This window comes from Streptomyces flaveolus (assembly GCF_000716535.1).
Classification (GTDB): Bacteria; Actinomycetota; Actinomycetes; order Streptomycetales; family Streptomycetaceae; genus Streptomyces; species Streptomyces flaveolus_A.
The window spans coordinates 78,116-100,787 of sequence record NZ_JNWV01000040.1; the positions used below are offsets into that span (position 1 = coordinate 78,116).

Annotated in this window: 18 protein-coding genes and 3 pseudogenes; 10 read left to right on the plus strand and 11 right to left on the minus strand. The window is 73.8% G+C overall.

Annotated features, from left to right (window positions below; genetic code table 11):
- Position 1 precedes the first annotated feature (1 nt).
- The 4 genes and pseudogenes from rpmG to OO52_RS37210 all read left to right on the plus strand — a co-directional run.
- Positions 2–124, plus strand: a pseudogene (gene rpmG / locus OO52_RS51780) (50S ribosomal protein L33); the annotation flags it as partial.
- Positions 125–173: 49 nt separating this feature from the next.
- The gene (ykgO, locus tag OO52_RS37200; RefSeq protein ID WP_030658456.1) at positions 174–296 is read left to right on the plus strand and encodes a type B 50S ribosomal protein L36; all 123 of its coding nucleotides are present in this window, start codon (positions 174–176) and stop codon (positions 294–296) included.
- A 95-nt stretch (positions 297–391) separates the two neighbouring features.
- On the plus strand, positions 392–850 hold the full coding sequence (locus OO52_RS37205; RefSeq protein ID WP_030658458.1) for a GNAT family N-acetyltransferase: 459 nt from the start codon (positions 392–394) through the stop codon (positions 848–850).
- A gap of 365 nt (positions 851–1,215) precedes the next feature.
- A complete protein-coding gene (locus OO52_RS37210) occupies positions 1,216–2,847 on the plus strand; it encodes a phosphodiester glycosidase family protein (protein WP_030658460.1) in 1,632 nt (543 codons plus the stop codon).
- A gap of 63 nt (positions 2,848–2,910) precedes the next feature.
- Here the strand turns inward: OO52_RS37210 and OO52_RS37215 are convergent, their stop codons facing one another.
- Positions 2,911–3,873, minus strand: coding sequence for a LysR family transcriptional regulator (locus OO52_RS37215; RefSeq protein ID WP_030658462.1), 963 nt, complete (start codon positions 3,871–3,873; stop codon positions 2,911–2,913).
- 133 nt (positions 3,874–4,006) lie between these two features.
- Here OO52_RS37215 and OO52_RS37220 point away from each other — a divergent pair, with 133 nt between their 5' ends.
- Positions 4,007–5,275 (plus strand): MFS transporter, encoded by a 1,269-nt coding sequence (locus OO52_RS37220; protein ID WP_030658465.1) that lies wholly within the window; start codon positions 4,007–4,009, stop codon positions 5,273–5,275.
- 613 nt (positions 5,276–5,888) lie between these two features.
- Positions 5,889–6,083, plus strand: a pseudogene (locus OO52_RS53250) (SDR family NAD(P)-dependent oxidoreductase); the annotation flags it as partial.
- A 98-nt stretch (positions 6,084–6,181) separates the two neighbouring features.
- Here OO52_RS53250 and OO52_RS37225 read toward each other — a convergent pair.
- On the minus strand, positions 6,182–7,879 hold the full coding sequence (locus tag OO52_RS37225; protein ID WP_030658467.1) for a hypothetical protein: 1,698 nt from the start codon (positions 7,877–7,879) through the stop codon (positions 6,182–6,184).
- Between the two features lie 16 nt (positions 7,880–7,895).
- A complete protein-coding gene (locus OO52_RS37230; protein ID WP_030658469.1) occupies positions 7,896–9,404 on the minus strand; it encodes a hypothetical protein in 1,509 nt (502 codons plus the stop codon).
- A 271-nt stretch (positions 9,405–9,675) separates the two neighbouring features.
- On the opposite strand from OO52_RS37230, the gene OO52_RS37235 reads away from it, so the two are divergent.
- Together OO52_RS37235 and OO52_RS37240 are read left to right on the plus strand one after the other, a co-directional pair.
- Positions 9,676–10,089: a YciI family protein gene (locus OO52_RS37235; protein ID WP_030658471.1), complete on the plus strand. Its 414-nt coding sequence runs from the start codon at positions 9,676–9,678 to the stop codon at positions 10,087–10,089.
- Positions 10,089–11,253, plus strand: a pseudogene (locus tag OO52_RS37240) (RNA polymerase sigma factor). Before OO52_RS37235 ends, OO52_RS37240 begins: the two are co-directional and overlap by 1 nt.
- 29 nt (positions 11,254–11,282) lie before the next feature.
- Here the strand turns inward: OO52_RS37240 and OO52_RS37245 are convergent.
- Positions 11,283–12,308 carry a hypothetical protein gene (locus OO52_RS37245; RefSeq protein WP_030658473.1) on the minus strand — a complete coding sequence of 342 codons (1,026 nt, stop codon included), beginning with the start codon at positions 12,306–12,308 and terminating at the stop codon, positions 11,283–11,285.
- 647 nt (positions 12,309–12,955) lie between these two features.
- Here OO52_RS37245 and OO52_RS37250 point away from each other — a divergent pair.
- Positions 12,956–13,789, plus strand: a complete 834-nt coding sequence (locus OO52_RS37250) for a helix-turn-helix domain-containing protein (RefSeq protein WP_030658475.1) — start codon at positions 12,956–12,958, stop codon at positions 13,787–13,789.
- Between the two features lie 117 nt (positions 13,790–13,906).
- Entirely contained in the window at positions 13,907–14,953 is a 1,047-nt protein-coding gene (locus OO52_RS37255; protein ID WP_030658478.1) for a polyketide synthase, read from the plus strand.
- 65 nt (positions 14,954–15,018) lie between these two features.
- Here OO52_RS37255 and OO52_RS37260 read toward each other — a convergent pair whose 3' ends face one another.
- The 7 genes from OO52_RS37260 to OO52_RS37295 all read right to left on the minus strand — a co-directional run bounded on the left by OO52_RS37260 (position 15,019) and on the right by OO52_RS37295 (position 22,608).
- Positions 15,019–16,158, minus strand: a complete 1,140-nt coding sequence (locus OO52_RS37260; protein WP_030658480.1) for a sugar phosphate isomerase/epimerase family protein — start codon at positions 16,156–16,158, stop codon at positions 15,019–15,021.
- Entirely contained in the window at positions 16,155–17,570 is a 1,416-nt protein-coding gene (locus tag OO52_RS37265) for a nucleotide pyrophosphatase/phosphodiesterase family protein (RefSeq protein ID WP_030658482.1), read from the minus strand. Before OO52_RS37265 ends, OO52_RS37260 begins: the two co-directional genes overlap by 4 nt.
- Entirely contained in the window at positions 17,567–18,736 is a 1,170-nt protein-coding gene (eboE, locus tag OO52_RS37270; RefSeq protein ID WP_030658484.1) for a metabolite traffic protein EboE, read from the minus strand. Before eboE ends, OO52_RS37265 begins: the two co-directional genes overlap by 4 nt.
- 3 nt (positions 18,737–18,739) lie before the next feature.
- Positions 18,740–19,588 carry a TatD family hydrolase gene (locus tag OO52_RS37275; protein WP_030658486.1) on the minus strand — a complete coding sequence of 283 codons (849 nt, stop codon included), beginning with the start codon at positions 19,586–19,588 and terminating at the stop codon, positions 18,740–18,742.
- Complete coding sequence (locus OO52_RS37280) at positions 19,588–20,232, minus strand: EboA domain-containing protein (protein ID WP_030658495.1); 645 nt, start codon at positions 20,230–20,232, stop codon at positions 19,588–19,590. Before OO52_RS37280 ends, OO52_RS37275 begins: the two co-directional genes overlap by 1 nt.
- Entirely contained in the window at positions 20,229–21,131 is a 903-nt protein-coding gene (locus OO52_RS37285) for a sugar phosphate isomerase/epimerase family protein (RefSeq protein WP_030658497.1), read from the minus strand. Before OO52_RS37285 ends, OO52_RS37280 begins: the two co-directional genes overlap by 4 nt.
- A gap of 604 nt (positions 21,132–21,735) precedes the next feature.
- Positions 21,736–22,608 (minus strand): SCO3242 family prenyltransferase, encoded by an 873-nt coding sequence (locus OO52_RS37295; RefSeq protein ID WP_030658616.1) that lies wholly within the window; start codon positions 22,606–22,608, stop codon positions 21,736–21,738.
- Positions 22,609–22,672 lie beyond the last annotated feature (64 nt).

The window sequence follows — 22,672 nt, forward strand, 5'->3', positions numbered from 1 at the left end:
CATGGCACGCAGCACCACACGCCCGGTCGTCAAGCTGAAGTCGACGGCCGGCACCGGAGTCACCTACGTGACCCGGAAGAACCGTCTGAACGACCCCGACCGGCTGGTCCTGCGCAAGTACGACCGACCGTCACTGACGGCACAACCGTTCGACCTCCCGGGAGGAGACCGCGATGAAGGTACGCAAGTCCCTGCGTTCGTTGAAGGCCAAGCCGGGCGCGCAGGTGGTGCGCCGGCGGGGCACGACCTTCGTGATCAACAAGAAGGACCCCCGCTTCAAGGCCCGCCAGGGCTGACGCCCCGCACCCCACGGCCCGGCACCGCACACGCGGTGCCGGGCCGTTCCCGTTCCCGGCGCCGCGAGGCGGAACCCGGCGGTAGCCTGGCGATCATGGGGGAGTGGCGGATGCGGCCGGCGTCGGAGGCGGACGTCGAGACGGTGGCCGGGTTGCGGGCCGTGGTGCTGCGGGCGGATCTGGAGCGGCTCGGGCGGTACGACGAGCGGCGGGTGCGGCAGCGACTGCGGGACGGGTTCGTTCCCGCGCACACCTGGGTGATCGAGGTGGGTGGCGCCTTCGCCGGCTGCGTGGCGCTGCGGCCGGCCGAGGACGCCCACTGGCTGGAGCACTTCTACCTGGCGCCGCACCTCCAGGGCAACGGCATCGGCGCGGCCGTACTGCGGGGGCTGCTGGAGCGGTGCGACCGCGACGGCGTCCCGGTCCGGCTGAACGTGCTGCGGGGCAGCCCGGCCCGGCGCCTGTACGAGCGGCACGGATTCACCCTCGAAACCGAGGACCCCGTGGACGTCTTCATGGTGCGCGAGCCGGCGCCGGCCGCACGTGGCAGGTGATCAGCCGCCGGTGTGACACCGAGGCGGGCGGACGGCGGTGGACGTCGGACCGGGCCGCGACCGTCCGCGCCATCCCCGCCCGCGGCTCGGCGGGCGCCCCCACCTCGGCCTCCGTGCCGAGCCGTGGCGCGCGCCGACGGCGTGTCCGACGGCGGACGGAGCTGGGAGACCGACTGGACCATGGACGTCCGCCGGACCGGGGAGTCTTTCGTGTGACCGGGGCACCGGCCGTGTCGGCCGACGGGTGACGTCCAGTTCACACGGCCGTTGTGACGGCGTCGGTTCGCGGGGCGGTGGTCGTCACCTACGGCAGGTGAAGTGGGCCACCGTTGCCGAACCGTCGGACCATTCGTGAGGTGGAGCGCATGCGTCAGATCCGCGTCCCGGGTGCCGAGCGGCGCCCCGCTCGTGTCCGGGCAGGACTCGCGACCGCCGTGGTGCTCGCCCTGACCGCCTCGGCCCTGCTGTCGGGTACGGCGCGGGCGGCCGGCGAGCACACCACGGCGACCGAGCAGTGGACGACGCGGATCCTCGCCCCCGGAGTCACGGCCCGCACGGGCGCCGTCCGGCACCCCGGTGTGGCGCACGCGTGGACGGTCACCGTGCAGGCGCCGGCCAAGACCCGGTGGACCGCCGACGATCCGGACGCGCCCGTGACCTGGGCCGAGGTCTCCACCCGCGCCTGGGCCGACGACACGGCGCGGAAGCTGACCGAGGCGGGCCTGCGGCCACGGGTGGAGAGCGTGCAGTGGCCCGACTACGCCGACACACCCCACGGGGTGCTGGGACACCGGGTCCGGGTCGGCCGGTTCGCCACCCAGGCGGAGGCGGCGACGGCCGCGTCGGCGGTCACCGCGGCCGGCTTCCGTACGACTCTGTCCTGGACCGGGTACGACGTCCAGGAGCCGGCCGACCAGGAGAACATCCACGTCGCGGTGGTCGACCCGAAGACCTTCGACGGAACGGTCGAAGCCACGCACGACGGCGATGTGGCACAGCGGGAGACCACCTCGGCCGTGGCGCGGAAGCTGAACTCGCTCGTCGGGGTCAACGGTGGCTTCTTCGTGCTGTCACCGGGCGACGGCGTGCCGGGCACCATGTCCGGGATCGGCGCCTACGCGGGCGAGTTGGAGTCGATGGCGGCCGGCTCCCGTTCCGCCCTGCTCATCGAGGACGGCGGCCACAGCGTACGGATCGCGGACCTGACGAGCACCGTCACCGCCCGCGCGGGCAAGGCCACGTACCGGATCCAGGGCGTCAACCGGGTGCCCGGCACGGTCCGGGACTGCGGCCGGCCCGGCAGCACGCCCAGCGAGCTGCCCTGGCAGGACGTGACCTGCCGGCTGGCCGACGACATGGTCCGGTTCACCGGCGCCTTCCAGGCCGACCTGCCGACTGGACCCGGGGTGCAGGTCGTGCTGAACGCCTCCGGCCGGGTCCTCTCCGTCGGCGCGCGGGGCGGTCGCGTCCCCGAGGGCGGGCACGTGCTGCAGGGCATCGGCCGGGCCGCCGACTGGCTGACGGCGCACGCCGAGCCGTACGGCCGTATCGGGGTCGGCGAGGTCGTCCGCACGACCGACGGCCGGCGCGTCGCAGTCGGCGCCGGCGACTCCGTCGTCAGCGCGGCCCCGACGCTGGTGAAGGACGGCCGTATCGACATCGACGCCGCCGCCGAGGGTGTGGTCGACCCCGAGTACACCTCCTTCGGATACGCGTGGGCCAACGTCCGTCAGCCCCGCACCCTCGCGGGCGTCGACAAGCGGGGCCGGCTGATCCTCGCCACGGTGGACGGGCGGCTGAAGAACGGCAGCGAAGGGTTCACCCTCTACGAGGCCGCCGCCTTCATGAAGTCGCTCGGCGCCGTCCAGGCGATGAACCTCGACGGCGGCGGCTCCACCGCGATGGCCGTGGACGGCACGCTGGTCAGCAACCCCTCCGACGCCTCCGGCGAACGCCCGGTCGGGGACACCGTCCAGGTCCTGCCGGCGGCGCACTGACCGCGTGCGGTGTCCTCCGGAACGGCGGCTGTCTCGCCGTAGCGGGTGTGTCAGGCGGGTGTGTCAGCGCGGGATCGCCCAGCCCGGCGTCCACGTCCCGGTGGCGTCGTGGCCGGCCGTGGTGGTGGCGAGGTGGGCGCGGAGGGTGGCCAGCGCCGGGTGGGGGTTGTCGCGGTGCCAGAGGAGCGCGTGCGGGTAGACGGGCGTCGGGTCGGTCACCGGGATGCGGCGCAGGCCGAGGCCGGCGGGCCAGACGATGGGGGCACCTCCCAGCGGTAGCTGGGGGATTGTGTGCTCACCCATGAAGGTGGCCAGGGCCGGGGTGTCCGCGATGGTGTCGAGGAGCGCGTCGGAGCCGAAGTTGGGGCCGGTCGCCTCGATGGTGAGGCCGAACTCGGCGACGAGGTCGTCGTAGTAGGCGGCCCACTCGGTACCGGGGACGATGCCGGGCATCCAGATCCGGTGCCCGGCGAGCCGAGCGAGCGTGACCGACCGGGCGCCCGCCAGCGCGTGCCCGGGGCCGGTGAGGAGCTGGAGCGGCTCGTCGAGCACCCGGACGGACTCGACGTCCTCGGGAAGGGGCCGGCCGGGCGCGGCGACGGCGCGGAAGGACGCGTCGATGGTGCCCGAGCGGATGGCGGCGACGGCCGTCTCGATGTCGAAGAGCATCACCACGTCGAGGTCGATCCCGGGGTGCGCGCGGTGGAAGCCGCGCATCAGGCCCGTCGCCGCGCCGCGCGAGGCGATCACGTCGACGCGCAGCGGACGGCGGCCGGTACGTACGGACGCGACCGCGCGCTCGGCGACGCGCAGCAGCTCGCGCGCGTGGGGCAGGAACGCCTGCCCGTCGATGGTGAGCTCGGCGCCGCGCGGGGTGCGGGTGAACAGCCGTACGCCGAGGGTGCGCTCCAGCGCGGCGATGCGCTTGGAGACGGCCTGCTGGGTGACCGCGAGCTCGGCGGCGGCCTCCTGGAACCGCCCCGCGTCGGCGGCGGTGACGAAGGTCCGGACGGTGTCGAGGTCCATGCCGACACCCTAGTGGTACAACCAGTGGTTGTGGCTGACGGCTCCGTGGTTGTTTGATCCCTGCTCCTGGTCCCCGCTTTGATGCTTCCGGTCGCGGATCGGTTGTGCGGAGGGGATGCGAGGGGTGTCGGAGATGAGGAACGGGCACCGGCTCGACCGTCTGCTCGGACGCCCGCTGGGGCGGCGGTTCGGATGGCTGTGGGCAGCGTACGGAACCAGCGCGCTCGGCACATGGCTCGCCTTCGGCGCGTTCCCGCTGATCGCCGTCCGGGTGCTGCACGCCGGGCCGGCCGAGGTCGCCGCGCTCTCCTCCGTGGGCGCGGCGGTGGGCGCGGCCGTGGCGGTGCCGCTCGGCCCGTGGGTGGAGTTCCGCCGCAAACGGCCCGTGCTGATCGCGATGGACCTGGTGCGGTGCGCGGCGCTGCTGACGATCCCCGCCGCGTTCGCGCTCGGCGCGCTCACCTTCCTCCAGCTCCTGCTGGTCTCGGTCGTCGTCGCGGCGGCCGACATCACCTTCCGCGCCGCCTCCGGCGCGTACCTGAAGACACTGCTGCCGGCCGAGGACCTGCTCGTCGCGGGCGCCCGGTTCGAGTCCACGACCTGGACGACCACGATCATCGGACCGCCGCTGGGCGGCGCGGCGACCGGGCTCCTCGGCCCGGTGGCGACCGTGGTGGCCGACGCGGTCAGCTACCTCCTCTCGGCCCTAGGCATCCGCGCCATGGGCGGCCACGAGCCGCCGCCCGAGCGCCGGCAGACCGCGCGCATGCGGGCCGGGGACCTGCTCGACGGCTGGCGGTACATCCTCGCCGACGCGACGCTGCGCCCGCTGTTCTTCAACACGGCCCTGTTCAACGGCCTGGTCATGGCCACCGACCCGCTGCTGGCCGTCCTGATGCTCGGCCGGCTCGGCTTCACGCCGTGGCAGTACGGCCTCGCCTTCGCCGCGCCCTCGATCGGCGGGCTGATCGGCTCACGACTGGCCCGCCCGCTCGCCACCCGGTTCGGGCAGCACCGCGTCCTGGTCGTGTCCGGGACGCTGCGCGCCCTGTGGTCCGTCGGCCTGGCGTTCACCGGGCCGGGCACCGGCGGGCTGCTGCTGGTGATGGGCGTCGAACTCGGCCTCATCTTCTCCTGCGGGGTCTTCAACCCCGTCTACGCCACCTACCGCCTCCAGCGCACCGCGGCCGACCGGGTCGCCCGCACGTTGACCGCCTGGACGGTGACGACCAAGGCGTCGACCGCGCTGCTGACGGCCGTCTGGGGCGTACTCGGCGGCCTGCTCGGCCCGCGTCCGGCCATCGGCCTGGCTGGTGCGTTCCTGCTGGCGACCCCGCTGCTGCTTCCGCGCCGCGCGGGCGCGCCTGTCCCCGAGCCGGCGCCAGCACCGAGCCGTACCTGAGGGACGGCGACGGCTGTCAACCGCGACCGGGCCGCGCCGCTCACGGGGTTTGCGTCCTCGGCGGCCCGCGTCCGGCCATCGGCCTGGCTGGTGCGTTCCTGCTGGCGACCCCGCTGCTGCTTCCGCGCCGCGCGGCAGCGCCTGTCCCCGAGCCGGCCCCGGCACCGAGCCGCACCTGAGGGACGGCGACGGCTGTCAACCGCGACCGGGCCGCGCCGCTCACGGGGATTGCGTCCTCGGCGGCCCGCGTCCGGCCATCGGCCTGGCCGGTGCGTTCCTGCCGGCGACCCCGCTGCTGCTTCCGCGCCGCGCGGGCGCGCCTGTCCCCGAGCCGGCGCCAGCACCGAGCCGTACCTGAGGGACGGCGACGGCTGTCACCGCGACCGAGCGGTTCGGCGGCCTGCTCGGCCGGCGTCCGGCCATCGGCCTGGCCGGCGTGCTCCTGCCGGCGACCCCGCTGCTGCTTCCCCGCCGCGCGGCAACCCCGGCACCGAGCCGCGCCGCTCGCGAGAACCGCGTCCTCGGCACCCGGCGGACCGGCTCCGCGTCATCGCGCTCGACGTGACCAGCCCCGACGGCAACACCGCCGCGTCCGAGGCGGCCGGCTCCACCGATGTCCTGGTCACCAGCGTGGGCGTCCCCGGCCCGCGTACGGGAGGTCTTCGAGACCACCACCTTCGGCGTGAGGGCGACGACGCGGGCGGTGCCGCCCCAGTTCCGCGAGCGCGGTTCCGGCGTAGTGGTCAACGTGACCTCCAGCGTGGCGCTGGGCCCCATGCCGCTCTCGGCCGTCCACGAGGCGAGCGAGATGGCCGTCGAGGGGTTCACCGTCTCCCTCGCCCTCGACCTCGCGCCGAGCCGGGCACGGACGGGGCGTCCACCCCCTGCCCGAGCGGCACCTGGCCGTCAGTGCTCCTCGGTGCAGCAGCCGTGCCGGGGCGCCGGGCCCGCGGTGACGGTCCCAAGGCGGCAGAAGCAGGACGCCTCGACCGGTACGTCCGCCAGTGCCGCGGCGATCTTGAGCTGCTGGGCCACGATCCGTGCCTCCCCCTCCTTGCCGAGCCGCACCAGGCACTCGTGGAGACCGTGCAACGCCCAGACGTTCCCCGGGTGTTGCAGCGGCCGGGGGAGCGTGTCGTCGAGTCCGAGATCGGCGCGGTAGACGGCCTCCGCCTCCGCGACCAGGCCCTGTTCGAGGAGCAGGGCGCCGTAGGCGTGCCGGGTGGGCTGCATCCAGCCCCACGGCTCGTCGTACGGCAGGCCGTCGTCCAGCTCGATCGACCGGCGCAGCGCCGCGAACGCCGCCTCGTACCTTCCCTCGCGGTAGTGCAGCTCGCCGTCCAGCATCTGCGCGGCGATGGCCAGGATGTCCGTACAGGTGTTGTTGAACAGCATCCGTGTCTCCGGCACCCGGGCGACCGCCTCCTGGAACAGCGCGCGTTCCGCGCCGGCCTCGTCGGTCCGGCCCGTGGCCGCGAGGGCGACCCCGCGCCCGTACCGCAGCATCGCCGTCGTGACGCGGTACAGCCGGGCGTCGGCGGGCAGCGGCAGGCGCAGGATGTCGTCCCAGCGGCCGAAGCGGATGAGCACGTGCACCCGCATCGCGAGGAAGCCCTCCAGCCAGTCCGCCATGGGAGGGCTCTCCACGCGCAGCAGTTCCTCGGGCACGGCGGCCTCCAGCCGGTCCGCCGTCTCGATCGCGTCCTGGAAACGGCCGAGGAACATCGCACCGTAGATCTTGAAGTGGAGGTTGTGGCACCGGTACAGGGTGTAGAAGTTCATCGCGCCCGCCCTGGCGCGGAACTTCTCGTCGGCCGTGATCGCCTCGGTGTTGTCGGAGATCACCCGGCGGTAGTCGCCGCAGAGCACTTCCAGGTGGGACGGCATGTGCCGGAGATGGCCCGCGTCCGGCACCAGACCGCGCAGCCGGTCGCCCGCCGGCAGGGCGGCCTCGGGCGTCGGGGACATCTCCATCAGGTGGACGTACAGGTGGAGCAGGCCCGGGTGCCGTGCCCCGGCCCGGCTGGCGAGGGCCCTCTCCAGGACCGCCTTGGCCTCGGTGGTGCGCGCGCCGGGAGCCGCACTGCCCGTGCGGATGTCCCACAGCCGCCAGGGCGTGAGGTTCATCAGGGCGTCGGCGTACAGGGTGGCCACGTCGAGGTCGCCGTCGGCCAGTCGGTGGGCGGCCCGCATGCTGTCGGCGTAGGCGGCGTTCCACACGGAACGGTCCTCGGCGTCCGGGGCCTGCGACCGTGGATAGCGGGCGGCCAGCGCGCCGATGAGGGCCCGCTCGACCGGGGTGGCGCCGGCCGCCTTCGCGTGGGCGCGCCGTACGGCGGCGTGCGCCCGCTCCACCGTCCGCTCCAGGTCCTGTTCGTCGAAGAACTCCCAGGGCTTGTTGTAGTTGGGGCCGAGCGCGTAGGCCAGGCCCCAGTCGGCCATGGCACAGCCGGGGTCCGCCGCGGCGGCGGCCTCGAAACAGCGGACGGCCTCCTCGTGGTTGAAGGCGTACGTCCAGTTCAGCCCGCGGTCGAACCAGGTCTGCGCTTCGTCGGACGACGTGGTCACGCGCCGGCTGTGGCTGCCGAGGTCGTAGTAGTCCATGCCCGCGCTCCCTCGTTCAGCCGATCCACTTCACCCGGTTCCTGAGCCAGAACGGCCGCCGGCCCCGCACGGTCGGGAACCGGCGCAGGTCCCGGCGGTACTGGCGGGTGGCCGGCGGCTGCCGCCACACGGGCGGGGAGTCCCGTTCCGTGGCCCGGTGGTCGATGTGCCATGGTGCGTCGTCGTGGTGGTACGACCTGCCGGTCGCGTCGTTCTTCTCGATGGTCGTGACGAGGGCGTGGGCCACGCCGTACCCCGCCGAGTAACTCGCCTCGCGCAGCCGCCGCAGGGCAGCGCGCTCGGGGAAGTCGGGGAGTTCGACGAGGTCGCCGTTCGTCCGCGCGCCGCCGGCGCTGTCACCGGTGGCGCTCTCGCCCTCATTCTCCCCCCGGGGCTCCTCTTCCTCCCCCTGGCCGTCCTCCTCGCCGGCCGTTTCCCACCTCCACGCCCACCGATCCGGCGGATCGATGCGCAGCTGGACCTCCTCGTGCCGCCCGGCGGACCGGTACTCCAGGATCAGCAGGCGCCAGTCCGCCGGTGCCGCGTCGACCGCGGCCGCGGCGACCCGTTCGTGCAGCCGCTCCGCCTCCTCGGCGGTGAGAGGCCGCTCGTACCGCCGCAGCCGGTCCCGCTGCCGGCGGCCGGGGCCCCGGAGGCGTGGTCCGAAGCTGGTGCTGTAGCCCGTCTCGATCAGCAGTCTGACGAGGAACCTCCAGCCGTGGACGCTGTTGTAGTAGAAGATCCGGATCAGCCCGAAGTCGAAGTCGAAGGTGACGTCGGCGTCGGTGCGGCGGTAGGTGACGGGCGTGTGGTCGCCGAGCCAGGCGCCGAGGGAGTTCTCCGGCCCCAGCGCGGAGGCGGCCAGCAGTTGCAGCAGGCTCTCGGCCACCAGTACGGCGAAGAACCAGGCGGCGCACACCGCCACGGTCACCGGCCAGGCGAGCCCCGACGGGACCAGACCGGAGAAGTAGCCGTGCACATGGTCCGGCACCCAGGTCACGGCGGTCTCGGCGACGTCCGGCAGGGTGCTCGCGTATCCGGCGAGGGCCACCAGCACGGCCTTGTCCAGCAGGTGGCGCAGTACGCCGGTAACGCTGAACGTGAAGCCCCAGTCGGGGCGGAACCCGGCCATGCTCCTGGCGCACAGCGCGACGAACGAGAGCACCTGGCCGACCGCGGCGAGCAGGGCGATCCCACCGTCGAAACCGGGCGGCTCCGGGAACCGGCTGGAGACCAGGAAGCCGGAGAAGCCGAACAGGAGCGCCTGGACGATCCAGATCACCACGATCAGCAGACGCCCGGCGAACGCGACCGCGGGGGAGCGGGGCACGGCCCCGGACGGCGGCGGACGCAGAACCGGCCGGTTCCACAGGGCCAGCATGCTGGTCAGGACGGCGATGGCCAGGGAGAGGCCGGTCCTCGTCCGCCCGGAGACGTCGGCGAAGGCCGAGAAGGGGTACAGGCCGATCAGAGCGAGCAGGCAGAGCACCTGCACCGTACGTCGGACCCTTCCCCCGGTGGACACCGGAACAGAGTAGAAGAGCCGTGCGTCACAAGGGAGTTGGCGGTGTCACCCGGCTTACGTTCTCCTCAACCGGGCGGTCGGCGGGCAGCGGGACGGATGCCTGGCCGGGCCTCGCTCCGCCGGGATGCTCGACGTTCCTCCGGGCCCGCTCAGGCTGCTCCACGAGAGCGCGCGAAAAAAATCGGGCGGCGATGTCGAGAACCCGTCATCGGCTCCGTCCCAGGGGTGAACGCGGCCACAATGGGTCGCACGAGCACCGAGGAGAACCACGATGGCCAAGTACCTGCTGCTCAAGCACTACCGCGGCGCCCCGGCAGCGGTCAACGACGTCCCCATGGACCAGTGGGCGCCGGAGGAGATCTCGGCGCACATCCAGTACATGCGGGACTTCGCGGACCGGCTGGAGAAGACCGGCGAGTTCGTCGACGGCCAGGCGCTCGCCCCCGAGGGGACGTGGGTCCGGTACGACGGTGAAGGGCGCCCGCCGGTCACCGACGGCCCCTTCGCCGAGACGAAGGACCTCATCGCCGGCTGGATGGTGATCGACGTCGACAGCCATGAGCGCGCCGTCGAGCTGGCCGGGGAGCTGTCGGCCGCCCCGGGCGCGGGCGGCAGGCCGATCCACGAGTGGCTGGAGCTGCGTCCGTTCCTGACCGCGACGCCCGACGTCACCGAGTGCCATTGATGAACGAGGCCCTGCTGAGGAGCCTCACGCCGAGCGTGCTCGCCCTCCTCGTCCGCCGCGGAGCAGACTTCGCGGCGGCCGAGGACGCCGTCCAGGACGCGCTGGTCGAGGCGGTCCGCGTCTGGCCGGCCGACCCGCCGCGGGACCCGAAGGGCTGGCTGGTCACCGTGGCCTGGCGCAAGTTCCTCGACCAGACCCGGGCGGACACCGCGTGCCGCCGGCGCGAGGACCGTCTCGACGAGGAACCGGCCCCCGGGCCCACGCCCGCGGCGGACGACACGCTCCAGCTCTACTTCCTGTGCGCCCACCCGTCGCTGACGCCGTCGTCCGCGGTCGCGCTCACGCTGCGCGCCGTCGGCGGGCTCACCACCCGGCAGATCGCCCAGGCCTACCTGGTGCCCGAGGCGACCATGGCGCTGGGGGTGCCCCCTCTGGGGGAGCATCAGCCGGGCCAAGCGCACCGTCTCCGGCGTGCGCTTCGACCAGCCGGGCGACGTCGCCACCGTGCTGCGCGTCCTCTACCTGGTCTTCAACGAGGGGTACTCCGGCGACGTCGACCTGGCCGCCGAGGCCATCCGGCTCACCCGGCAGCTCGCGGCCCAGGTCGACCACCCCGAGGTGGCGGGGCTGCTCTCCCTGATGCTGCTCCACCACGCCCGGCGCGCCGGGCGGACCGCGCCCGACGGCAGCCTGGTCCCGCTCGCCGAGCAGGACCGCGGGCGATGGGACACGCGCCTGATCGCCGAGGGTGTCGCGATCCTCCAGGCCGCCCTCGCCCGTGACCGGCTCGGCGAGTTCCAGGCGCAGGCCGCCATCGCCGCCCTCCACGCCGACGCGCCCACCGCCGAGGAGACCGACTGGGTGCAGATCGTGGAGTGGTACGACGAACTCCTGCGCCTGACCGACAACCCGGTCGTCCGGCTCAACCGCGCCGTGGCCGTCGGCGAGGCCGACGGCCCGCGCGCCGGCCTCGCGGCACTCGCCGAGCTGGACGACTCACTGCCCCGCCACACCGCCGTAGCGGCCTACCTGCACGAACGCGACGGTGACCTGGCGACGGCGGCGCGGCTGTACGCCGAGGCGGCCCACCGGGCCCTCAACCTCGCCGAACGCGACCACCTCACACGCCAGGCCGCCCGGCTCAACACCGGCCGGCGCCGCTGAGGGGTCGCGCCCGCCCAAAGGCCGGGTCGCTACTGGATGCACCAGCGGTGCGGGTGCCCCGGATCCTCGGGGCAGGCGAAGACGTTGAGTTCGCCCCAGCGGCCCACGACGACCTCGGTGGGGGTGGCGGAGCGGCGGCCGGACCGGTCCTCCAGCGGTCGCCAGCTACGGCTGCCGCCGTCCCACTCCGAGCTGTCGATGGTCAGGAGCAGGTTCATCGGGGTGGTGCAGGTCAGGCAGTCCATGGGGTACGGGTCGGTGGCGTGCCAGGAGGCGAAGCCGCCGACGCGCCAGCCGGGCGGGATGGACAGGTCGTACTGGTAGAGCGGTGACTCGGCCCTGTTGTCGTCCCCTGCCTGCTCGGCTTCGGCCTTGAGGGCGTCCTCCCAGGCGTCGATCCGGGCGCACAGCTCCTCGGGGAGGAGGTCGGCGTACGGATGGGTGACCACCTGCTCCGGGTGCAGCACACAGGGTTCGGGCAGGAACCCGTCGGCCCCGATGACCGGCGGCTGCGGCGGCGCGGTCAGCACCCGGCCGACCTCCCACGACCGACGCCAGCGCAGGTGCAGCTCCAGGCCGTAGCCGCTGGGGCCGTGCGCGGTGAAGGGACACCAGAACACCTGGAGCAGATCGCAGTCGTCCGGCCCCGCCGGAAGATCGGGGACATCACGCCGGTGGAGCTGCGCCAGGCCGATCATGGGCAGCGGGCCCGTCTCCGCGCCCCCGGGCAGCCGGTGCTTCCGGTGCAGCTCGACGAGCAGCTCCCGTTCCTCGTCCGTGGGGCCCGGGGCGTGTGCACGGGCCCATGCGGCAGCCAGGACCTGCCGCCGCCGGTGGATGTCCGCCGGTCGCCGGCCGCACGCGCTGCCATGGGTCTCGCCGCACACCGGCCAGGGCTCGTCCGCCGGCCACAGCAGGGGGCCGCCCACGGAACTGGCCGTCGGTTCGGGTCTGCCCGGCCGAGGATGCAGCCGTGTCGTCGTGCCCCGGTAGGCGGCCAGTTCCGGGAAGAGCGCCTCGGCATCGAGCGGGCGCGGCGGCGTGGTCCTCGGCATGGACGCGACCCTAGACGCAGGACGACACCGGCCGTCGAGCACCCCGGCACGCGGCGGCACCGGGAGGAGACGGCCGCCCGTACGGCTGGTGCCGCGGCCGTACTCGGGGATCGGCCGCGGCACCAGCCACCCAGGGCACTCCCGCGCACGGCACGAATGCCCCGCGTCGGCATGCGTATGCGGAGCCGAACGGGTGAAACGGCAGAAGACTGGGGGTCGGTGTTGGGGGGTCAGTCGACCGGCTTTCGTAGCCGCTAGCCGGACGGCCGGTGCCGAGGCCCCTGGGGTGGGGCGAGGGGGCACCGGCCGTGGCCTGGCAGCCGGGACGTCGTACCGTGGAGTGCCGCGTCTCAGGCGCCGCACGTTCCCGCCGACGGGAAACGGCACCCGAAAACCGGTCGCCCTCCCGGTCCGTCCCGGTCCCCCGCTCACGGATACCGGCCGGCGATGCGAACGACGCCGATCAGCACCCGCGAGGGTGTCACCACGCGGCCACTGATCACCGCATCCGCAGGCCAGCGACCCCGCGTGACCGAGCATGCAGCACGCAACCAGTCGATATCTACGGCGAATCTTTTACATCAATACCGCGTGGCATTAATTAAACTGAGCCGCAGTCAACGCCAGCCCCGGGGGACAAGCCACCAGTGAACCGCCAAGCATTGAAAAAGCTCCTCAAAGACCGCCGCGCGCTCATATCCCCCGAAACGCACGGACTCACCCGCCCCACGGGCAGAGGGCGCCGTGCCCCCGGTCTCTCGCAGGGTCAGGTGGACGAACTCCTCGGCTACTCCGACCGCACCTACCAGCGCCTGGAATCCGGCAACTACCACCACCCCCCGGTCGACCTCCTCCGGGACGTCGCGCGCCTGTACGGGATGAACGAGCAGGAATGGATCAGCCTCTGCCGGTACGCCCGCGGCGAGGACCCGCCCGGCCCCCTCTACGACACCTCCGGCCACGCCCTGCCCGCCGCCTGGGCCGACGCCGTCGCCGGCATCACGCACCCCGCGTACGTCACGGACGCCTCCTGGAACCTCGTCACCTGCAACGACCGCTTCCACGCCCTGTTCGACAGCGGCAGGGCGCCGGCCAACACCATGCGCTGGATGCTCCTGGACGGGCGTGACCAACTCATCGACTGGGCCACGGCGTGGGCGCCGCTGGTGATGCCCCAGTTGCAGGCCGCGCTCGCGCAGCGCTCCGACGACAAGGTCCTGAGGCAGATCGAGGCGGAGGTCCTCGCCGACCCTCTCGCCCAGCCCCTGTACGAGAAGGGCGGGGCCTCCATCCACCCCGACGGCGACGAGCGTCCGATCCGTCACGCGGTCGAGGGGCCGGGGTGGGTGACGATGTGTGTGGCGCAGCCGCTCGCGGCGCCCGGGTCCCGGTGCATGATCCTCGTTTTCCGGCCGGGCCCGCGACGGACCGGGAGCCGACCGCGTATGTTGAAAGCCCAGGAGAACGGCATGAACGCCTGAATTTGCCCGTCTTTGGTGCGCGGCCAGACAGTATTTCGAGGACGGCGACGGAAACAAATCGGCCAATTTTGCCGTACCTTGACTTAATCAGGTCGCAGCGCCTTCAGGGGGGAACCCATGCCTGCTCATATCGCCCGCCCCACCACCGTCCTCGCCGCGCACAAAATCACCACAGCGGAGATAGCCGACGACATTCGCGCCCACCACCCCCACCATCCCCGCCTCGGTGCGATCCTCCGCGTCCTCGGCAACTGCGGCGTGGAGACGCGGTATTTCACCCAGCCCCTGGACTCACCCACCGTCAACGGCACCGCGGACGTGGGCGACCGCGCCGCCCGCGCCTTCGCGGACGGCCTCGCCATGGCCGAACAGGCCGCCCGCGCCACCCTCGACCGGCACCGGCTCCAGCCGGGCGACATCACCGGCGTCATCACCACCCACGCCACCGGCTGGGCCGTCCCGAACCTCGACGTCCACCTGGTCGAACGGCTCGGGCTACGGCCCACCGTCCGCCGTACCGCCCTGACGACCACCGCCTGCGCCGGGGGAGCCCACGCCCTGGTCCGAGCCGTCGAACAGGCCCTCCTCCACCCCGGATCCCGGATCCTCGTCGTCGCCGCCGAAGTGCTGTCCACCGCCTACAACCACGTCGACGCCAAGATCGAGCACATGATCTACAAGGCGCTGTTCGGCGACAGCGCGGCCGCCACCGTCGTCTCCAGCGACCCCCTCGGCCCCGGCCTCGCCGTGGACGCCGACGGGCTGTTCGAGTACGTCCTCCCGGACAGCCTCACCATGTACGCCGGCCGCATCGACAGCACCGGCCTGCACTTCGACAGCACCAAACAGGCGGCCGGCGGCGCCAGACACGTCATGCCCGCCGTCACCGACTGGCTCGCCGGCCGCTCCGTCGACGTGCCCGTCATCCACCCCGGTTCAAAACCCATCATCCTCGACACGGCCGACGCCCTCGGCCTCACCGAGACCGACGCCCGCCACTCCCTCGACACCCTCTCCGAAGAAGGCAACCTCGGTGGCGTATCGGTTCTCCGGGTCCTCGAACGCACCCATGGCGGGCCCCCGGCGGACGGCGCGAGCGCGCTGGTGGTCGCCTACGGCCCGGGATTCTCCGTCTCCGCCGTCCGCGGCACCTGGCGGGACTAGCCCGATGACGAGGCAGCGGCCGGGGCCCCGCCGCGCGGGCCCCGGCCGTTGAGGGAGGACGGGCGCTAGCGGCGCAGTGCCGCCAGGTTGCGGTATCCGATGGCCGCGTGTTCCAGGGACTGGCCCGGGTTGGCCGCGCTCGGGGCGTTGTCCTGCTCGACCATCGGGTTGTGGTAATTGCGGTGGCCCACGCGGGAGAAGAACGTCGTGTAGTCGATGACCCCGGTGCCGAACGGAACCATGTCGTACCCCATGCCGTTCGTCGTGTTCACGACGCCGTCCTTGGCGTGGAAGAGCGGGTACCGCTTGTCGTGGCAGGTGACCAGGCCCGCCGGGTCGAAGATGTTCGTGCGCGTGGAGCCGTCGTGGGCGGTGTAGGTGCGGAACTTGTACTGGGCGACGTGCGCCCAGAAGACGTCCATCTCCAGCCAGACCAGCTTCGGGTCGGTGACGGACAGGAAGTACTCCAGCTTGCGGATGCCGGAGCTGCGCGTCGGCCTGCCCTGGTCGTCCAGCGGGCCGCCGTCCAGCAGGAAGTCGTACGCGGCGTCGTGGTTGTGCGTGTACAGCTTCAAGCCGGCGCGGCGGGCGATCTCGCCGAGGGCGTTCCACTTGTCGGCGGCCACGTCCCAGTCCGCCTTGTACCGGCTGTTGGTGGGGTCGGCGCCGGTGCCCATGTGCGCCATGCCCAGGATGTTCGCGATCTCCAGATGCTTCCTGAACGTGTCCAGATCGCCGCTCGTCAGCGGCCAGGAACCCGGGATGAAGCCGTGGTTGCCCTGCGCGCGCAGACCGTTGTCGTCGAGCCAGCGGCGCAGCAGCTTCGCGCCCTGAACGGACTCCAGACTCGCCCCGCCGGGCGCGTTCGCGTGCTGGCCGTAACCGGCGAACTCGACCTGGCGGTAACCGAAGCGGGCGAGCTGCTCGAAGACGGCGCGGAAGCCGGACGGCAGCGAGGTGGACAGCGGGTCCCGCCCGATGGCGTCGCGGACGGTGTAGAGGATGATGCCGCGCTTGTCCGCGGGCACCAGGGACCGGCCCTCGCCGCCGGCCGCGGCCCGAGGCGCGGCCTGGACGGGAGCGGCGCCGAGGACGGGGGCGGCGATCGCACCGGCCGCGACGGCGGTGCAGGTGCTCAGGAAGCGGCGGCGCCCGATACCGAGGCTGCGGCGCAGGTCTTCGTCGGTGTGCTGGCTGATGTTCACGGGTGCCTCTCTCTGGACGGGTCGTCGGTGGTGAGACCGGCGAGGTGCAGCAGGAGCGGTTTCACGTCGGTGGCCGCGATGCGGTCGCCGACGGCGCGGGGGGTGGAGCACAACAGGAGCGGACCGTCGTCGTCGCTCGCTGGGAGGCGGCCGTGGCTGCCCCGGATCGGTGAGGGGTCGAGGGGGACGACCGCCATGCGGTAGCGCAGCCCCAGCTTCTTGCGGGCCAGCGCCGTCGCCGCCCTGACCTTCACATACGGGTCCTCGGGATCCATGAACAGCTCGACCGGGTCGTAGCCGGGCTTGCGGTGGATCTCCACGAGGGGTGCGAAGTCGGGGGCGCGGGCGTCGTCCAGCCAGTAGTAGTACGTGAACCAGGCGTCCGGTTCCGCGACGGCGACGAGTTCGCCGGAGCGCGGATGGTCCAGGTGGTGGGCCTTCTTGCCCTGGTCGTCCAGGAGTTGCTCGATCCCGGGCAGGCCGTCGAGGGCGGCACGGGTGGCCGCCAGGTCCTCGGGCCGGCGGACGTACACGTGGGCGATCTGGTGGTCGGCCACCGCGAAGGCGCGGGAGGCCATCGGGTCCAGGTACTCCATCCCGTCCTGGGTGTGGACCTCCAGCAGGCCGGCGCGGCGCAGGGCGCGGTTGATGTCGACGGGCCGGCTGACCGGGGTGATGCCGTACTCGGACAGCACCACGACGGTACGGCCCTCCGCGCGGGCGTCGTCCAGCAGCGGGGCCAGGGCCGCGTCGAGGTCGGCGGCGGCCTTCAGGGAGCGCGGGTCGTCCGGGCCGTGGCGCTGCAGGTCGTAGTCGAGGTGCGGCAGGTAACACAGGGTCAGGTCGGGCTGCCGGGTGCGCAGGACGTGCCGGGTGGCGTCGATGATCCACTGGCTGGAGACCAGGTCGGCGCCCGGACCCCAGAAGCGGAACAGCGGGAACGTGCCGAACCTGTCGGTGAGTTCGTCGTGCAGGGCCGGTGGCCGGGTGTAGCAGTCGGGTTCCTTGCGGCCGTCGGCGTAGTAGACGGGGCGCGGGGTGACGGTGATGTCGGTGTCGGCGCCCATGGCGTACCACCAGCAGATGTTGGCGACCGTGTAGCCGGGGTGGGCGCGGCGGGCGGCGTCCCACAGCTTGTCCCCGGAGACCAGGCCGTTGTGCTGGCGCCACAGCAGGACCTCGCCGAGCTCCCGGAAGTACCAGCCGTTGCCGACGATGCCGTGCTCGGCGGGGAGCGTGCCGGTGAGGAAGGTGGACTGGGCGGCACAGGTGACCGCGGGCAGCACGGTGCCGAGGTGCGCCCGGGAGCCCGCGGTGGCGAGGGCCTCCAGATGGGGCATGTGGGCGAGGAGACGGGGGGTGAGGCCGACCACGTCGAGGACGAGGAGCGGGGTGGGGTTCCGCTCGGTCATGGCAGCTCCTTCAGGCCCAGGTCGGTCAACAGGTCGCGGGCGAGGGTGAGTTCGGCGGCGATGCCGTCGGCGAGCCGGTCCCGGCCGCGCGGGCGCAGGCCGGGCGGGAGCGCCTGCCAGGTGTACGTCTCGACCTCCAGGTGCCGGGTGAGCGGGCGCGGCCCGCCGACGAGCCGGGCCAGGGCCGTGCGGAGCACGGGGAGCGTGCTGGTCAGCGGCGCGGTGGGGGACGCGTGCAGCGGGACGTGGAAGTGGGCGCGCCAGGGTGCGTCCGCCGGCAGCGGGCCGCCGGCCAGGGCCTCGGGCAGGTCGTCGGTGCCGCGCACCCCGGCGTCGGTGAGCGCGCGGGTCTGGTGCAGGAAGCGCGGCTCCGCGAAGCCGGCCAGGGCGGTACGCACCTCGGGCCGGCCGGGGTGCTCGGCGTGCAGCGCGGCCGACAGTTGTGCCTTCACCACCGGCACCGGGGACGCGGCCAGGGTGTCCAGTGCGGTCGCCGGGTCCTCGAACGAGGTCGCGAGGTGACAGGTGTCGACGCAGACGCCGACGCGGGGATGGCCGACGGAGCCGAGCGGTGCCAGGGCGTCCGCCGTGGTCTCCACTACGCAGCCCGGCTCGGGTTCCAGACCGACGCGGACCGAGCGGCCGGTCAGCTCCGCCAGCGAGTCCAGACGCTGCCCGAGGGTGCGCAGCGCCGCCCGGCCCGCTTCGGCGCGGTCGGGGGTCCAGGTGGTGCGCCAGCCCAGCGGCAGGGTGGAGACGCTGCCCTCGGTGACGTCGTCGGGCAGCAGCGCGGCCAGGATCCGGGCGAGCGCGGTGGTGTACTCCAGGCGCTCGCGGTCCGCCCAGTCGGGCTTGTACACCCGGTACTTGACCTCGTCGGCGCCGAAGCCCTCGTACGGGAACCCGTTGAGGGTGACGACCTCCAGCCCGCGCCGGTCGAGTTCCCGGCGCAGGGCGCGCAGCGCGGCCGGGTCGGTGTCCACCGCGCGGGCCGCGTCGTGGGCCAGCCACAGGCCGATGCCGAGCCGGTCGCGGCCGAGCCGGCGCCGGACGGGCTCGCAGTGGCCGCGCAGCTGGGCGAGGACGCCGTCGAGGGTCTCGGCGGGGTGGACGTTGGTGCAGTAGGCGAGGTGGACGGTCGTGCCGTCCGGGTGGCGGAAGCGCATCGCTCACTCCCCGCCGCGCAGCAGGGAGTTGCCCTCGTGGGTGGCCTCGGGCGGCACGACCTCCAGCTCCAGCCGGCCGCTCATGCCGTAGAACGCGACCGGGTTGCGCCACAGCACCCGGTCGACCTCGTCCTCGGTGAAGCCCTCGGCCAGCATCAGGTCGGCCACCCGGCGGGTCTTCAACGGGTCGCTGCGCCCCCAGTCGGCGGCCGAGTTCACCAGCACCTTCTCGGGGCCGTAGGCGCGCAGGATCGCCACCATCCGCCGCTCGTCCATCTTGGTGTCGGGGTAGACGGAGAAGCCGAGCCAGCAGCCGCTGTCCTTGGCCTCCCGCACGGTCGTCTCGTTGAGGTGGTCGACCAGGACCCGGTCGACGGGCAGGGCGGACTCGCGGACGACGTCGAGCGTGCGGCGCAGACCGGCGAGCTTGTCGCGGTGCGGGGTGTGCACGAGCGCGGGCAGGCCGTGGTCCGCGGCGAGCTGGAGCTGCGCGGCGAGGGCCTTGTCCTCGGCCGGGGTCATCGCGTCGTACCCGATCTCGCCCACCGCCACGACCTGGTCCTTGACGAGGTAGCGCGGCAGCTCGTCCAGGACGGGGGCGCAGCGCGGGTCGTTGGCCTCCTTCGGGTTGAGGGCGAGCGTGCAGTGGTGGGCGATGCCGTACTGGGCGGCCCGGAACGGCTCCCAGCCCAGGAGCGAGTCGAAGTAGTCGAGGAAGGAGGCGGGGGAGGTGCGGGGCTGGCCCAGCCAGAACGACGGCTCGACCACCGCGCGGACCCCCGCGTCGCGCATGGCCTCGTAGTCGTCGGTGGTCCGGGACGTCATGTGGATGTGCGGGTCGAACAGGCGCATCAGGAGGCCTCCTTGCCGGACTCCGCGGTCGCGAGGGCGAGCACGCGGTACAGGCCGCTGGGGACGGGGCGGCCGGCGGCGGTGCGCTCGGCCGCGAAGTCGTCGAGCATCCGGGCGAGTTCCGCGTCGCCGCGGGCCCGGTCGGCCAGCCCGGCCACCGCCTCGACGGGGACGCCGGTGAACAGGCACTTCAGTACGGCCTGCCGCCAGCCGTGGGCGTCGAGATGGCGGGCCGCGTAGGGGCCCACGGCGGCGGCGAGCAGCCGGGTGTCGTTCATGCGCAGGGCGTCCTCGACGAGGGGGAGCGCGTCGGGGCCGGGCACGAGGTGGGGCAGGGCGAGCAGGACGGCCCGGCGTTCGGCGGCGGTGCCCTGCCGGTAGACGCGGGTGACGGCGGCGAGGTCGGCGCGGGCCGTGTGCAGGATCAGGACACGGACGGCGTCGGCGTGCAGGCTGCCGCAGCGCCGGCCGGCCTCGGCCAGCCGCAGCTCCCACGCGGAGATCGGGCCGTGGCCGCCCGGGTGGGCGGCGGCCTCGGCCAGCGCTCCTTGCAGCCAGGCGCGCGCGGGCGGGTCGAGGTGCGCGTCGAGATGGTCGCGCAGCGCGTCGGGCGTGGGCGCCGCGGCGGCGGTCGAACGGGTCACGGAGTACTCCCTTCGGGCACGGTGCCGCTCCCTGCGGGCACGGCGGCCGGGGTACGGGCGGTCGCTCGGCGGAGGAACGGCAGGGAGGTGGCGGCGTGGTGGGGGCCGGCGTGGGAGTGGCGGGGCAGCTCCACGACCGTCAGGCCCCGGTAACCGGTGGCGGCGAGCGCCGCGAGCACGGGCGGGAAGTCGATCTCGCCCTCGCCGAACGGGAGGTGGTCGTGCACGCCTCGTCGCATGTCCTCGATCTGCACGTGCCGCAGCCAGGGCGCGGCGGCGCGTACGCAGTCGGCGGGCGGCAACGGCTCCAGGCACTGGCAGTGGCCGATGTCGAGGGTGAGGCCGAGCGCGGGCGGATCGCCGAGGAGGGTGCGCAGGTGGTGGAAGTCGGCGAGGGTAGCGAGGAGGTGACCGGGTTCGGGCTCGACGGCGAGGGGGACGCCGGCGGACTCGGCGGCGTCGAGGACGGGGGAGAGGGAGTCGGCGAGCCGCTGCCACGCCGGCGCCGGGCCGGGATCGGTCGGCGGAACGATTCCGCTGAAGCAGTGCACGGCCGTGGCACCGAGGTCGGCGCCCACCCGCACCGCCCGCAGCAGCAGGTCCACCCGCCGGGCGCGGGCCTCGGGGTCCGGGTCGAGCAGCGACGGGCCGTGTTTGCGGCGCGGATCGAGGACATAGCGGGCGCCGGTCTCCACGGCCACGTCGAGCCCCAGCCCGGCCAGGCGCCGGGCCACCCGCCGGGTACGGACGGCGAGGTCCGGTGCGAGCGGGTCGAGATGCATGTGGTCGAGAGTCAGCCCGACACCGTCGTACCCGAGGTCGGTGAGCAGGGCGAGGGCGTCGTCCAGCCGCAGGTCGGCGAGACCGTTGGTGCCGTAGCCGAAGCGCGGGGAATTCACGCGGGGCTCCCTTCCGTGACCGGCGTTCTCATGCGACACGTCCCTTCCTGGCCGACCGGGCCGGGGGCCGCGGTGAGGATGGCGGTGGTTTCGGCCGCGGGCGCGTCGCTGGCCGGTGCCGTGACCAGGCCGGTGGTGCGGGGCCGGGCGTGGGCGGTGGGCGTGTTGCGGGTCGAGCGGGTGGTTGGTGGGCCGGCGGGGGCGGTGCCATGGGTTCGGGCGCGGGTGTCTGTGACCGTGTTGGCGGTCGGCGGGCCGAGTGCTGTCGTGGCCGGGGTTGCCGTGCGGGTCCGGGCGCGGAGGGCGGGGGTTTTTCCGACCGCGCGGGCGGTCGGCGGGCCGGGAGTTGCGGTGACCGGGGTGGTGACGGCGGTGTCGCGCTGGCGGGTGTGGGCCGGGTTCATGTGACGCTCACCCTTCTCGCGGGGTTTTTCCGACCGCGCGGGCGGTCGGTGGGCCGGGAGTTGCGGTGACCGGGGTGGTGACGGCGGTGTCGCGCTGGCGGGTGTGGGCCGGGTTCATGTGACGCTCACCCTTCTCGCCGCGCGGGCGGTCGTGCTCGGGGCAGTGACGGCGTTGTCGCGCTGGCGGGTGTGGGCCGGGCTCATGTGACGCTCACCCTTCTCGCCGCGCGGGCGGCCAGTGGGCCGAGGGCCGCCGTGATCAGGGCGGTCGCGCCGGCTCCGGCGCGGGCGGCGAGGGCGGCCTGGAGGGGGATCGTGGCGCGGATGCCGGCGCCGACCGCCCGCTGGGTGAGCGGGGGTGACGGGTTGAGGGAGGCGTGGAGGTAGGGGCGGGCCGTGGTCGTGGCGTAGCCGAGGGCGAGCGCGGTGGTGAGCGGGCGGTCGGGCAGCAGCCGGGTCACCGCACCGGTGGCGGCCAGCGCGGCGAGCGGGGCGAGCGGGGAGCCGCCGCGGGTCTCCTGGCGCGAGACGGCCGTGACCGCGAGCGTGTGGGTGCCGAGCAGGGCCGCGGACGGCAGGGCCGGCCGGACGCGTCCGGCACCGGCGGCGGCGCCGAGCAGCAGGTCCAGGGCGCGCGCGGCGGCCATCGCGGCCGGGCCCGCCGGGGTCCGTTTGAGCAGGAGGTCGTACGACCACACGGTGGCCGCGAGCGGGGTGGCGACCGACAGCGCCGGGCGCCCCGCGCGGGCGGCCAGGGCGAGCCCGGCGGCCGTGAGGGCGCAGGCCGCGGTGAGGGCGGCGGCGGGCCGGATCCTGCCGGAGGGCAAGGGCCGGTGCGGACGCTCCACGGCGTCCTCGGCACGGTCGGCCCAGTCGTTCAGCGCCATCCCGGCCTCGTACAGGCACAGCGACGAACCGATGGCGAGCAGGCTCCCGCGACCCGGCCGCGCGGCCACGGCCGCGGCTCCGGCGAGCACGTCCCCGGGAACGGTGAACAGGGCGGGCAACCGTAGCAGTTCGGCCCACGCCCGCAACCGGCCACCGGTCCGCGACCGGCCGGGGGAGCGCGCCACGCGACCGCGCGGCCCGCTGGGTGTCGGCCTGCCGGGCTCGTGCGGGACGTGGCCGTGCGGCGCG

What these genes read in the sequence shown, in the direction of transcription:
- OO52_RS37225 (WP_030658467.1), bottom strand. Translation starts at nt 7,879, where the DNA reads ATGGACTACTACGACCTCGGCAGCCACAGCCGGCGCGTGACCACGTCG.
- OO52_RS37220 (WP_030658465.1), top strand. Translation starts at nt 4,007, where the DNA reads ATGAGGAACGGGCACCGGCTCGACCGTCTGCTCGGACGCCCGCTGGGG.
- OO52_RS37205 (WP_030658458.1), top strand. Translation starts at nt 392, where the DNA reads ATGGGGGAGTGGCGGATGCGGCCGGCGTCGGAGGCGGACGTCGAGACG.
- OO52_RS37265 (WP_030658482.1), bottom strand. Translation starts at nt 17,570, where the DNA reads ATGACCGAGCGGAACCCCACCCCGCTCCTCGTCCTCGACGTGGTCGGC.
- ykgO (WP_030658456.1), top strand. Translation starts at nt 174, where the DNA reads ATGAAGGTACGCAAGTCCCTGCGTTCGTTGAAGGCCAAGCCGGGCGCG.
- OO52_RS37210 (WP_030658460.1), top strand. Translation starts at nt 1,216, where the DNA reads ATGCGTCAGATCCGCGTCCCGGGTGCCGAGCGGCGCCCCGCTCGTGTC.
- OO52_RS37255 (WP_030658478.1), top strand. Translation starts at nt 13,907, where the DNA reads ATGCCTGCTCATATCGCCCGCCCCACCACCGTCCTCGCCGCGCACAAA.
- eboE (WP_030658484.1), bottom strand. Translation starts at nt 18,736, where the DNA reads ATGCGCTTCCGCCACCCGGACGGCACGACCGTCCACCTCGCCTACTGC.
- OO52_RS37275 (WP_030658486.1), bottom strand. Translation starts at nt 19,588, where the DNA reads ATGCGCCTGTTCGACCCGCACATCCACATGACGTCCCGGACCACCGAC.
- OO52_RS37215 (WP_030658462.1), bottom strand. Translation starts at nt 3,873, where the DNA reads ATGGACCTCGACACCGTCCGGACCTTCGTCACCGCCGCCGACGCGGGG.
- OO52_RS37245 (WP_030658473.1), bottom strand. Translation starts at nt 12,308, where the DNA reads ATGCCGAGGACCACGCCGCCGCGCCCGCTCGATGCCGAGGCGCTCTTC.
- OO52_RS37235 (WP_030658471.1), top strand. Translation starts at nt 9,676, where the DNA reads ATGGCCAAGTACCTGCTGCTCAAGCACTACCGCGGCGCCCCGGCAGCG.